Origin of the sequence: Mycobacterium sp. E136 (assembly GCF_001666865.1) — a bacterium.
Classification (GTDB): domain Bacteria; phylum Actinomycetota; class Actinomycetes; order Mycobacteriales; family Mycobacteriaceae; genus Mycobacterium.
On sequence record NZ_LZJE01000396.1, the window covers coordinates 1 to 13011 of the forward strand.

Here is a 13011-nt window from a genome sequence, read left to right on the forward strand (position 1 = left end):
ACGTCGAGATAAGTCAGTCGGTCGCTGGAAACGCAGATGTCTTCGCCGAGGTCAGCGCTGCACTTGGACGCCTCTGCATGCGGGTCGACGCCGGGAGGAAGGAAATCGGTGAGGCACTCGCAGAGGCGTCCGGCACGCTGGCACGGATCCAAGGCGAATGGACGACGCGGTTTGATGGATTCAAACGACGCCTCGACGAGGAGCTCGAGAAGATCGACCCTGAGGCCTCGCTGACGTCATTGCGCGCAAGCCTTGAGCAGCTGCAGTCGAAGCTGAGCCAGGCCCAGGCCTCGAAAACCGAACTGGACGAACGAGCACTGCCCGAACTCAACAGACTGCAGGGCGAGCGTGAGGAACTCATCGCGGCTCTCCATGACGCACGACGCAAGCGTCGTGAAATGCGCCGTGCACGGGTGGCGGAACTCAACACCAAGGCTGCCGGCTTCGTCAAGCTCGACATTCCCAGTCAGGGCGACGAGTCCGATTTCCGCAATGCAATTGACAGGATTAAAGTTGGATCGCGCGTCAGGGACGACTTCTTGAATCAGCTTGCGTTGCGGACGCATCCGCTGAAATTTGCCCGATGCATGTGGACACATGAACTCGCCGCCCTTGTCGACATAGAGCACGGAATAGACATGGCCAGTCTCGCCAAGTTGCTGACCAACATAGACGAACGCAACCTCTGGGAAGAGCTCTTGGAGCTGCAGTCCATCGATCGTCCCGATGTTCTCACCATCAAGTTCAAGAAGCCGGACGACCACACCTACACCGCGATCGAAGAGCTCGCCCACGGCCAGAGATGCACGGCCATTCTGGTGATCCTACTCGCCGACGGCAACACACCGGTACTGGTTGACCAACCGGAGGACGCGCTGCACGCCCCGTGGATCGAGGAGTACCTCGTTGATCGTCTCCGGTCGCTGCGCGGTAGTCGGCAGTATCTCTTCGCTACGCGCAGTCCCGGCATCGTCGTCAGCGGCGACGCTGAGCAGATCGTCACGATGAAGGCGACCGCAGGACACGGCGAAGTCGAAGCTGTGGGCTCACTCGAGCGCTACGAGCTCAACGCCTTAGCGCTGGAACATCTCGAAGGGGGGCGGATCCCGTTCAGCCGACGCACATTGAAGCTGAAGGTCTCGGTCGACCCACCCTCATCGTAGAAATTGCTGCCGGCGGCGGTGCCTGGACCGCTTCGGTATTGACGATAACGCCCTTAGTCAACGCGCTCTGAGACACGCGCACTGAGCCGCGCGCTGCCGGCAACAACTTCGAAAAGCGATTCTGGCAGGAGAACTCGGTCGTTGCACGGTTCTCTCGATCAAGGCCGTGAGCATCGGCTGAATGAACGGCATTGAGCGAGGTTGACGAATTCTTCGCCAATTCTGACTCGGATTCAATCAAGAATGTCGCCCCGCGAGATACGCCGCGACATCATCTTCAGGCCATTGCCTCGTCGAGTTGTTCACGCGCACGAAGAAGACTCTGTCGCCCTTGCTGGTCGTCGCCCAAGCGCCTTCGGGGTAGCTCCCAACATCCACGCGGCAGATCTCCTTCCCTTGATGCACAACAATTCTCGCCCGGACATATGTCGTGGGGTTATGACCGAGTGCATTGATCAAGTGCGTGGTTAGCCAGTTCACGAAACCATCGCCATTGGGCGGTTTCACGCAGTCATAATCAGGATCGAGCCCGAGGACCGCACGCTGGTTGTCGACACCGATCAGGAGGGTTCCGCCATCTGTGTTGAGGAACGCCGCGATGGTCTTGACCACTGCGTCTTCCATCGCCTTGTTCTTTCGGCTTTCCCGAAGATCCCATCTGGCCGTGGACTTAAACTCAACCGAGAAATCCTCATCGTTCTCGATCAGTTGCTCGACCGTACGCAGCTGCGCTTCCCTCCGACGGAGCTCGTCCGCAACGCGCGCAGCGACCTCCTCGTTGGTGCGTATCAGCTCGATCACTTCATCGGTCATAGTCGCCAGGTCCGGCAGCTCAACGGTGGCTACCGGCGCACCAGAGGGTGCGGGCTGCACTTGCTCACCGCGGTACACCGTTGATCCGTCATCACCGTAGGCGCTCAAGAGGTGGTCAAATACTGCCTGAACTTTGGAGTTGAACAGATCGAACGGATATGGGTCCGCCGGTAGAGTTTCGTCTAGTACCTGTCGGATAGTTGATTTCACGTCAGCAGCTGTCGCAGCTTTCCGACGCCAATCCAGCACGACCTTGTCATGAACGTGCGAGAGCAGTCGCTTGGCGCTGGACTTCACGACGGCGCGCTCATCATCTGTGAGCACTGGGTCGGGCTTGGTGAGCAGGTCGAAAATGGCCAGCTCTTCTTCGCTCAAGTCCTCACGTGCGGCGCGTTGCTCCTCATCAGTGAGAGTGCGAGAGAGCTCGATCAACCGCCGCAGGTACTCGTCGATGTTGACGCTACCAGCGTTGTACTCATCGATTAGATCCTCGATCCGCTGAACGAGGTCGTAGCGAGTCGGGTTGAGCGTCGCCGCAGATGCTGCGCGCTGTTTCAGTAACTCGGCAAGCCGGTCAGTCTCGGCGCGTTTACGTCCAGCGAATTGGGCTGCCAGAGAGTCGAAGTCGATTTGCGATAGGTCGATGAGAGGATCTGGCTCGCTGCCTTCTGCGGCAGCTCGAATGACGTACTCCTCGGCACCGACGGACCGGTCAAGCAGTGCGTCCACAGCATCCGACACGGCGGATATATCGGCCTCCGCTGGCCGGGTTACATCGGCGATCCGCTCTGCGACAACCCGGATTGCAGCCACAGTCTGTTGCAGGGAGGCAGCTTTGGGATCGGGGAGTAGTCCCTTGAAGAGCTTGCGCACTTGCCGTGCCCCAGCCATGAACGTGGTGCGCACATCCTCATCAACCAATAGCGCTTCAACCGCTGCGTCACGCAACGCGATGTGTTCGAATCCCGAGGCATCACGAAGTGCCGGAAGATCAACGCCCTGAGTGGCGCAGAAGGCTATAAGATTGTCAATTGCAGAGGTTAGCTCTCCAACGAGCGCATCAAGATCCTGGATCGGCGACCCAATGTCGCTCTCGGCGTGCGCGGCGCCGTAGACGGCCAGGGCCTTCTCGAGGTTCCGGAAGACGCCGACGTAGTCGACGATCAAACCGTTGTCCTTATCTGGGAACACCCGGTTGGCACGTGCGATCGTCTGCATCAACGTGTGGTTGCGCATTGGCCGGTCGAGATAGATCGTCGACACGCTGGGAGCGTCGAACCCGGTGATCCACATCGCACAGACGAAGGCCAACCGCAATGGATCGTCAGCATCCTTGAACTTCTCGGCCAGATTCTCGCGGTTCATCCGCTCGCGGTGCGGACGGATGTCCAAGCCGAGGCTGTCGAGTGCAGCTATCTCGTTTTGACCCTGGGAGACGACAACTGCCATATCCGTTGTCTCCATTAGTTTGATTCGACTTGCCAGCCATGGCCTTTCGAGCTCAGGGAGGGCGTCGTGCTGCCTCCGTAAGTCTGCCAGGTGCTCATCCCATGCCGCACGTACGTAGTCGTACATGCGAACTGCAGCGGCTTTATCCAGTCCGACATACATCGCTTTGCCGGTGAAACCACGTCCTACAAAATGTGTAACGAGATCTTGCGCGATCTTGCGGAGTCGCTCGGGCCGGGTTAGTAGTGTGTACTGCTTGCCGAACCGCCGAGCGAGCTGGCCCTCTGCCGCCTCGTCGAGTTCTGCTGCCTCCAAGAGGCTTTCGAGTTCGGCCTCGAAATCCTCGTTGACAAGCTGCAGCTCTGGGATTCGGTTCTCGTAGTAGAGCGGAACTGTCGCTCCGTCTTCGATGGCGGCGCGGAAGTTGTATGTGCTGACGTAATCGCCGAACTGCTGCTTGGTGAGCTCCTCGCCGACGATCAGGGGGGTTCCGGTGAAGCCCATGAAAGACGCATTCGGCAACGCCCGTCGCATATTCAGTGCGAGAGTGTCGTATTGGCTTCGGTGAGCCTCGTCGGTGATGACGATGACGTCAGATCGGTCCGACAGCACCGGCATCGACTTCTCGCCCTTGCCGGCTTGAAACTTGTGGATCAGCGTGAAGACGTAACGGTGGTCGGCGGAGAGCAACTCGCGCAGGTGGGCGATTGACGAGGCGTGAACCTTGGCCTCCGCAGGTATCGCGCCAGCATCGGCGAACTCACCGTGTAACTGAACGTCGAGTTCTGTGCGGTCTGTGACCATCACAAAGGTCCACGCGCCCGGGATCTGTCGGAGCACCTTCTGTGTGAGCCACAACATTGAAAGTGACTTGCCTGAACCCTGGGTGTGCCAGAAGACGCCGAGCCGCTTATCGCCCGTAGCGCGCGCCTGGTAAAGGTTGTCGATCGCAGCATTGACTCCGTGGTACTGATGGCTGCGGGCGATGGTCTTGATCAGACCGCCGGGCCTCTCGATGTAGGCGACGAAGTTCTCGATTAGATCGAGCAGTATGTGCGGAGTGCAGGTGCCTCGGATCGCGGTCTCCAAGGCGATAACGCCGCGGTTGCCCTGGGCGTCGATAACAGTCCAGTCACCAAAGAACTCCCACGACGCGTAGGTCGCCCCAACCTTGGCGGCTCGTCCGTTGGAGAGAACGATAAGCCCATTTGGCACAAAAAGCTGTGGAATCGTGTCGCGGTAGTCGGTGAGGTTTTCGTCGTATGCCGCCTTCACAGGGCGGTTCGGGTCTTTAAATTCGAACAGCACTAATGGGATGCCGTTGACGAACAGCACGGTATCGGCCCGTCGACGGTACAAGTCACCGGCGAACCACATTTGCGGGACAGCGACCCACTCGTTTTTCGTCGAATCACGAAAGTCGATGTACTGCACGGTTGCGAACTGATGCTCGCCGAGTTCGTCCGTCCACTCAGCTCGATAGCCGTCACGGATCAGGTCGTAGACTTCGCGATTCGCACGCACTTGATTCATCAGCGACCGGTCTCGCACCACGGCAGACAGGGCTTCGTCGCGGATGCGATCTGGGATGCGTGGATTCAGGTCCCGCAAGGCATCGCGGAGCCGATGAACGAGCACGACATCGTGCAGCGAATCGCGGCCCAAAGTTCCTCCTGGGCCGAATGTTTCCTGAAATCCGTTGACGACCGTCCAACCGAGCTGCTCAAGCAAGCCGAGGCTAGGCCGCTCGACTAAGCCACTCTCCGTGTACCGCCTAACCACTTACGTCACCGCACCCTCGAGCATCGCATCAAAATCTAAGGCCGACACGTCGACCTGGCCGGTGACGAGTTTCGGCTGCAACAGGTCTCGCATCGTTGATAGGCATCGCACCTGGCGCTCCAAGTTCAAAATCTCCATCTCGAGCGGTTCGGTTGCAGTCGCGTAGGCGTCGAGAACCGTCTGCTTTGGAACCAGGAATCGAACGCGTTTGAATGCTCCCTTGGTGATCTCTTTGAAGGTCGCGCCTGTGGCGATAGCCGCAAGCTCTTGCGCCTGGGCGTCTAACCACTCGCGCATGAATCCGGGGGACCACCGGTCGTCGGGCAATACAACGATGAACCCCTGATTGGTGGTCGCCTCCGTCGTGGCGATGGCAAGAACGCCGAGGGTCGCTCGGCTAGTCATCAACACCGAACCTGCTGGGAAGCGACGCGCTGAGCTCTTGGCGACACCCATTTCAGTGATTTGCAGCTCGGGTTCTGCTGAATAACGCCAACGATTCTTCGTCAGGTCACTCGGTGTGTACCACGCGATCGTTCCGCCATCCCAGTATTCCGGCACCTTCTTTGAGGGAGTTCCACCGCCGATGAAGTTGAGTTCATCGCCGCATGTGCTCCATGTCCAGGACTCCGGAGCCCGGCCGAGCGACGAGTCGACGACGCTTGTGTTCAGGTGGCCAGGGAATCGAAAGTCGATAAACCACTCGCGATAGATCGCACGTACCATATCCTCAAGTACCGCTATCCGCCGCTGGGCCGTCTCGATCAATCGATCAAACATGCGCAAGACTTTGCCAATTCGCAACCGAGTGGCGCTGTCTGGCACGCGGAACGTCAATGCCTTCAAGGCGCCTTGCGTGACCAAGGGTTGCGCGGCCCCGCCTGCATGTCGGTTGAGGTTTGCGTCGCGTAACAAGTAATACAGGTAGTCAAGATCGCCGGTGTCATGCGGCTCGATCACAATCGTGTTGTCCGACGCCCAGAATGGCTCATAGCTGACGGCCACGGAGCCGCAATACGCCCCTACTCTGCCGATGATAAGACCGTGATGATGCCTTGCCACATCAGCTCCACCGATTACACCGTTGGCTCCGAACGCTTTATATAGCCCTTCGAGCCCGGGTGTGATGGGCTTACCGCTTGAGAACTGGCCGAGTTCAGCAAGCTTGACGTCGCGCCACTCCGAACCATTCATGCGTCGAGAATCATCTGAACAGCGGTGTCTACATTTGCCCGTAACGTATCGGCTTCGTCGCTGAGGCGGGAGAACTCCTCGTACAGGCCGGCGAGTGTCTCGACGAAGTCCTCGCCGTCGTCCTCCACTACAGCAGTTCCGGTGTAGCGACCGGGGTTCAGACTCCAGTTTTGCGCTTCAATCTCGGAGCGGCTTGCGGCTTTACACAGCCCAGGAACATCGACGTACTTTTCATCCGGGAAGTGCTTGGCAATCAAGGCATCGCTGCCGTCCACGGTCTCCAGCTCTTCGCCGCGGTAGAGCCGGACGACGTTGGCGAGGAACTCGATCTGCTCAGGAAGGAAGTCTCGATGCGCACGATCTACCTGTCGGTAAAGGTGTCGCGCGTCGATGAACAGAACCTCATCCTCACGCTTCGTCCGTAACTTTCCACGGTCGAGAAACCACAACGTCACGGGCAGAGTGACGGTGTAGAAAAAGTTTGTACCGATTGCGACCATCACATCGACAGCGCCGGATTCGATCAGCTTCTGCCGAATGCCACGCTCCGAATGCCCCGCGTCACCGGCGGAATTCGCCATGACGAATCCAGCGCGTCCCTTTGCGCTCAACGCCGAATAAAATAGCTGAATCCACAAGTAGTTTGCGTTGTCCGGCTTGGGAATACCGAACGGGAAACGCTTGTCGCCAGACAGCTTGTCTTTGTCGACCTTGTCCACGTTGAACGGGGGATTGGCCATGACGAAGTCAAATGCTTCTACTGAATTGTGGGGATCTTCGTAGTAGCTGTTGCCGATGCGGATATCGCCAGATAACCCATGGAGGGCGAGGTTCATCTTCGCGAGTGGAACCGTTCCTTCCTTCTGTTCGACCCCGAACACCGAGAGCTCGCGAGTAGCCGACTTATGGTGTCGTTCAACGAACTTTGCGGATTGCACGAACATGCCGCCGGACCCGCACGCTGGATCGAGCACTCGACCGTGGAACGGCTCGATGATTTCCACGATCAGCCGAACGATCGAGTAGGGCGTGAAGAACTCACCACCAAGGCGGCCCTCGCTGGCGGCGAAGTTCGACAGGAAGTCCTCATAGATCAAGCCGAACGCATCGCCTGACAGCTGGCGTGGCAGAGGAGCGAACAGCCGCAACAGCTCTGTGAGTGTCGACTTCTCCAAACGCTGGTACCCCCGCGGCAGCACGTCGCGGAGCTCCGGGTTCGCCTCCTCAATGGTCTTCATCGCTTCGTCGATCGCCTTGCCGAGGATCTGGCTCTCGGGAAGCTCGACGAGGTGCGAGAGACGGGCCGCATCTGGCACGTACAGCACCGACTTCGCGCGGTAGTCGTCCGGTGTAACCGGCCGGCGCGCCGTGGCCTTGGCTTCCAACTCGGGCCGGACTTGCTCGAACCGAAACTCCGCATAGGCGAGGAAGATCAGCCCGAGCACAGGGCCTCGATACTCGACAGGGGAAAGCGTCGAGTTCGCACGCAACTCGTCGGCCGCAGCCCAGAGCGTGCGGCGGACCTGCGCAAGATCATCGGTTTTCAAGCTGTCTCGCCTTCCTTGCCCTGCAGAGGGCTCTCATTTCAAGGTGCATCAATAAACCGCAGGATGTTGTAGTACGTGTCGCGCATCGGTATCTCGTAGATGCGGGCATCTCGCCGGCGTGCGGTCAGATGCGTGATCACCGTCCACACCCGGGTGGTTGCTCGCCACGGGTCCGCATCGTCGCAAGCGGGGAGGATCGCCTCCACTTCCCGCGCGACCAGCGAATTGCGCTGAGCGGAGCCAGCGTCGGGATCGGTTGCCGCGAGAAGGAAACCAGGGCGAGACAGGAGCCGAGCAATCTTGACTTGCTCTGGATACGTCAGCGCGTTCACGTCGTCGATGCCGAATTGGCTTCTACGACGGTCGATCTCGCTGGCTCCGATGATCGCTGGGCTGGCACACTCTCGACCGATCAGCATCGGCAGGGAATCGTGCAGGACATCGCGGGGGCCCAGGTGGCGCCGGAAGTGTCGCTCTGCGGCGATTGCAGGGTAGTAGCCGTGCAGGTCGATCTGCGGCGAGCCGAGCCACTGCCGGTGCCGTACGCAGACGAGCCCGATGCCCACGAGCCTTCCGCGAGCGGGCTCACCCTTGGTGCAGCGGCGGCACAGAGCTCGCTCGGTCACCTCTTGGTCGAGCACGCGCTCGGGCGCGGTGAACGCATCTGATCGAAGCCCACCGAGGTCTCGCCATGCCTGCAGACGATCAGGATTGCGTCGCTGCCTAGAACGGACGACCCCACGTTCCCGCAAGGCATGTTCGATATCGGACGGCATGCAGAAGTTCCGGGCGGCGTGGCGCCGAACATAGGAGTCCAGGTTTTCGCCGTGGTATAGACGGGTGCGCACGGGGAGCGGTGGCATGCTCATTCCGCCCGCCTCAGTGGCGTTGGGGAAGCCGTGTCGACGGCGACCGTCCGCGCTGCAGCCTCCTCAGCCGCGAAATCGGTAGACGTCATATCCAGCAGCTTCCTATTGACCAGCTCCTCACCGCTGATAATCGCGGCGATTGCTGCGTCGTTCAGCAAGGCGCGAAGTGACCCGATGGAACCGCCGGTGCGGTCGTAGAGGTAGGTCGCCTCGGTTTCGAGTGACCCGGCAGGGTGGCGTCCGAGGGGGAGTAGGGCTTCAACACCCAGAACGAGTTCGGCCCACTTGCCTCGTTGCGCCTTCGTGCCGTACTCGTACTTCCTCATCTGGTGGACGGTCATTCGGCCCTTGAGTTGGCGTCCCATATGACCGGCGAACAAATCGGCCTGCAACAGGTCGATGCCGGCGTAGATGAACGTCGCATCAAGTCGTTCCGAGAACACCTTCAGTGCTGAAGCGGCTTCGCTTCCCGCCTGGTGATTGGTCTTGAGGTTGTGTACCTCATCGACGAGGACAAGCGAAACAGAAAGGCTCCGCATAACACCGACGATCTGCTCGGTGAGGTCTTGTGCCGTGGACCGGTTAGGCACGAGGAGGCCGAGGAAGTTGGCGAACGCAAGCATCATCATCTTCGGCGTCGTGCCCGGCGGGACAACTGTATAGACCACCGGAGCGAATCCGTCGTCGTAACGGTTGAACTTGGCGCGCATCATCCGCTCATGCCGACGACCGATGAGGAGGGCAGCGGTGGACTTGCCGCGACCCGCAGATCCGGAGATCGCAAGCCCACGTCGCGCGGTGGCGGACTGCGCGGAGTTCCTCGCCATCAGGACACGAGTCTGGCGTGTCAACGCCTCAGTGTCGGGCGTCTCCAACACGACATCCGCCCCAAGCCACGCGAACCGGTCCTGGTCGTACTCATCTTTCCGGGCAGGGGAGAGGGCATTGATTTGCTTCATAGTGAGGTGCACGGGCTCGACGTTGCGTCGGTTGACGAACTCCCGCCACGCCGCCAGCGAATCGGGTACGGCCACGGCTACTCCTCACCCTCGTCATCGATGCGTGGTGCTGGCCGCCGCCGTGGGGATGCAGCGCTCTCGTTGACCGCAGAAACGCTCGCGAAGTGTTCCGTCTCCGCCTCTGAAAGAGTTCCGTCGGTGACAGGGGAGAGAGGCGGCACCACGGGCTTGTTCACGCTGTCGCGTTTCGCGGCTCGTTGTTCCTTGGCTGTGCGTGCACCACCGGTCTGGATCCGGTTGATCTCCGCCAGGACATCAACCCCGCTGGGGGTGTCGCCGCGGCGCTCTACTGCCCGGCGGGCTGCGCGCAGAACATCGAGGGAGAATGGCGCCAGCGCCCGTTTGGCGAGGCTCCACTCGGCCTCGATCCATTCGCCACGTAAATGGTCACGGACGAAGATCGACTGCAACCGATAGGGGTCATAGCGGACTTCCCATCTGTCGTTCGCTGGGAGCGGCAAGCCGCTCTTGACGCCACGGTAGGGGTGCAGCGCTGGGCTGTCGTAATGCAGGCTTTCGAAGTTGATGCCGTAGCCCTGGATTGTCCGGTAGGTCACCGGAAGTAAGCCGATGTAGTCGTCACGATCCAGCGCCATGTTGATCGTTGGCGCGACCGACGCCAGCGCCGCGTAGGCCTCGTTCGGCGTGAGATCCTTCTTCGGCATCGCGGGGTGGCGGAGCCCTGGGTGGGGCTTGTTCTGCCATACCGCGACGATCCAGAGATCCAGCAAGTTCTGTACCTCGGCCAGCGTCCAGATAGCCTCCGCCTGGGGCGATGCGCCGCGGTTGACGACGTTGCGTCCGACGTACCCAGCGAGGTATTGGGTGAATCCGCTGTTGATCGCCGCAAAGACTCTTTCAACATGGGGTTTATCCGTAGGCGTGCGGGGCGCAGCCTTGGTCACGCTGATCTGCAATCGCTCGCAGGCATTGAGAAAAGTGGAGCCGACGTAGACCTTGCCTCGGTCTACGGTGATCGACTCTGGCACGATCACGGGCTTTGCGGCAACGCTGGTCCGAATTTCTTCGTCGCCCTGGATCATGCCGGCGGGGAGGATGGAACGTGAAAACGCCACGGATGGTTGCCATCCGGGCTGCATTGGTAGCGGCGTGAGCGCCCGGGCGAGAAGTACTGCGGCATCTACGCTCTTGGTAGCGACGGGCCGCAGAATCGCTGCGCACAAGGTTCGCGTGGCGATGTCGAGCATTACCGTCAGGTCCACGCGTCCAGTGGACCCATCGGGGTATATGACCAACAGATCCATTGGCGTGCTGTCTACTTCGGTGAGTTCGCCTGGCCGCGATGGTGCCTGGCGCCCCCATGTTCGGTTCGGCCGGTTAGCTTGTGTTCGCCGAGTTGTCGCATTTCCGAAGGGATGTCGAGATTTCTCGAGATTGTCGAGCGCGCGATACAGAGTCGAACGCGAGGGGAGCGGCAAGCCCAATTGGGTAGCTTCTACGCTGACCTGCTTGATGACACGAGAGCGCGTGCCGGTCGAGAGGTTCGTTTGCGCCTTTACGGCGTTTTCGAGCAGAGATGCGACAGCTGGCTCAATTCGACCGGTCGGGGAGGCCTGCCTCTGTATGCGTCGGTCGATCAGGCCGGCAACCCCTTCATCGCGATACGCCTTGATGTGACGTTCCAGAGTTCTGAAGCCAATCGGAGTGCTAGCCGCTGCGAGCTCGGCCACTTTCGCGGCAATTCGGTCCTTGAGTGGCAGCTTGGGGTCGTACTCTCGGCGGGGCCGCGGTGGATCTTCTGCGCTATAGCCGTCGAGATCCGCTGGCGTTGTGCCGGTGAGCACTTCAACGACATGGTGACGAAGGAACAGTACGCGTTCGCGGGCATCGATATCGAGCGTCTCCAAGATCGCTGCCGAGTCAAGGCGGGGTAGCCGGTCTGGGACGTCCGGAAGAAAGCTCCCGTCACCGAGCAGTTCGGCCACTCCAATCCGGCGAATTCGGCCTGACATAAGGTCTTTCAGAGCAAGTTCCGGTCCGTCCTGGGCTACGACCTGCCAGGTCCGGCCGTCATATTGCAGACAGTCGAATAGGCGAACAGACTTCATGCCCAGACCTCGCTGGTCATCGACAACACCCGGCTCAGATCCGTGAACAGAACCTGACGCCATATCAGGTGCAGCACGTTGGCCGTTAGGACGTCGGCGCTCAGACACGTCGCCGCGCCGAGGCGTTGGAGACCGTCTTGCAGTGGACGTGGCCTTTCGAAGCAGTCCCGGATCAACTCTGCAGTGACAGCGGAGGGAGCATTGCGGTCATGCCGGTATCCGGCGAGCCAGCGGAGGTTGTGCGCGTGCTCTGACGCAAGTCCGGTAAAGACCTCGTATTGCCAACCGATTTCGTCGCATGCCTTGCGTGTCAGGGCGAACTGCTCGGCGTTCGTCGCGACTCGCTCCGGAGACCTAACGTCAACAACCCGTCCGTCGCCGTTAGAGAGTCGGACGAAGAAGTCAGGTACATGGTCGTGGTGACCTCTCGTGCCTCGTGGCCAGAGCAGTGCCAACGGTTGGGCCGCGATGGCAACGATGTCGGCCTCCGAATCTGCCGACAGTAGGTACTCACGTTCAAGGAGGGACTCGAAGTCCACATGTCCACGATTTGTGCTCGACCAGTACAGGCCCTCGTAGTTACGTTTGCCTGGCCAGGAGAAGAACTGACGGATCGGGGTGGCTCGCTCTATCTGCCCTGATCCAGCGGCCGACAGCGGTAGATTCTGAACGGTCCTGTCAAGGCACGCCAGTACACGCGTAACGTCTGTGGCGTTCCGCGGTAGCGAACGCAGACGTGGAGCTGCCATCTGGCCCCCTTTGAACCACCTGCCGGGGAGGTTACAGGCGCGGTCCGACAGTACCGCCAGATTTACTGAGAAAACGGCAACACGCCGAAGTCCGCCAGCTATTTTGCGAAAACCGCCAGTTATAACGAGAAAGAACAGCGAGTACGAGGCACACGACAGATATGCGGGGCAGGGCCGCCGACTCCACAAAACTTGACATAATGTGGCTTATCGGCGTTTCTGACACCTGGGCGAACGACCCCGGGGTGGTTGGCACCTAACGGATTGATCGCCCTCACGTGGTGGCTGTTGCGAAATGCCGGTCGCGGTGCTTGGTCTTGACTGTTGGGCACGAAACGATGAGGTATGGCTCGTTCG

At 60.1% G+C, this 13011-nt stretch carries 7 protein-coding genes and 1 pseudogene; 1 reads left to right on the forward strand and 7 read right to left on the reverse strand.

Annotation, left to right across the window (positions count from 1 at the left end; all coding sequences use genetic code 11):
• A pseudogene (locus A5698_RS27020) lies at nt 1-1163 on the forward strand (ATP-binding protein); the annotation flags it as partial.
• Nucleotides 1164-1400: 237 nt separating this feature from the next.
• On the opposite strand, the gene A5698_RS27025 reads toward A5698_RS27020, so the two are convergent.
• Genes A5698_RS27025 through A5698_RS27055 form a run of 7 tightly spaced genes read right to left on the reverse strand, consistent with a single transcriptional unit; the run spans nt 1401 to nt 12597 of the window.
• Nucleotides 1401-5156, reverse strand: a complete 3756-nt coding sequence (locus A5698_RS27025) for an HsdR family type I site-specific deoxyribonuclease (protein ID WP_231967569.1) — start codon at nt 5154-5156, stop codon at nt 1401-1403.
• A 51-nt stretch (nt 5157-5207) separates the two neighbouring features.
• Entirely contained in the window at nt 5208-6401 is a 1194-nt protein-coding gene (locus tag A5698_RS27030; RefSeq protein ID WP_084792646.1) for a restriction endonuclease subunit S, read from the reverse strand.
• Complete coding sequence (locus tag A5698_RS27035) at nt 6398-7948, reverse strand: class I SAM-dependent DNA methyltransferase (RefSeq protein ID WP_068303410.1); 1551 nt, start codon at nt 7946-7948, stop codon at nt 6398-6400. The genes A5698_RS27030 and A5698_RS27035 overlap by 4 nt, the downstream gene beginning before the upstream one ends.
• Before the next feature lie 38 nt (nt 7949-7986).
• Nucleotides 7987-8817 (reverse strand): hypothetical protein, encoded by an 831-nt coding sequence (locus tag A5698_RS27040; protein WP_068303412.1) that lies wholly within the window; start codon nt 8815-8817, stop codon nt 7987-7989.
• Nucleotides 8814-9851, reverse strand: coding sequence for an ATP-binding protein (locus tag A5698_RS27045; RefSeq protein WP_068303414.1), 1038 nt, complete (start codon nt 9849-9851; stop codon nt 8814-8816). The genes A5698_RS27040 and A5698_RS27045 overlap by 4 nt, the downstream gene beginning before the upstream one ends.
• A gap of 2 nt (nt 9852-9853) precedes the next feature.
• Nucleotides 9854-11905: a TnsB C-terminal domain-containing protein gene (locus A5698_RS27050; RefSeq protein WP_068303416.1), complete on the reverse strand. Its 2052-nt coding sequence runs from the start codon at nt 11903-11905 to the stop codon at nt 9854-9856.
• Nucleotides 11902-12597, reverse strand: coding sequence for a TnsA-like heteromeric transposase endonuclease subunit (locus tag A5698_RS27055; RefSeq protein WP_353651833.1), 696 nt, complete (start codon nt 12595-12597; stop codon nt 11902-11904). Before A5698_RS27055 ends, A5698_RS27050 begins: the two co-directional genes overlap by 4 nt.
• Between the last annotated feature and the right edge of the window lie 414 nt (nt 12598-13011).

Coding starts and splice junctions, on each gene's coding strand:
- A5698_RS27050 (WP_068303416.1), bottom strand. CDS start 11,905: ATGAAGTCTGTTCGCCTATTCGACTGTCTGCAATATGACGGCCGGACC.
- A5698_RS27030 (WP_084792646.1), bottom strand. CDS start 6,401: ATGAATGGTTCGGAGTGGCGCGACGTCAAGCTTGCTGAACTCGGCCAG.
- A5698_RS27040 (WP_068303412.1), bottom strand. CDS start 8,817: ATGAGCATGCCACCGCTCCCCGTGCGCACCCGTCTATACCACGGCGAA.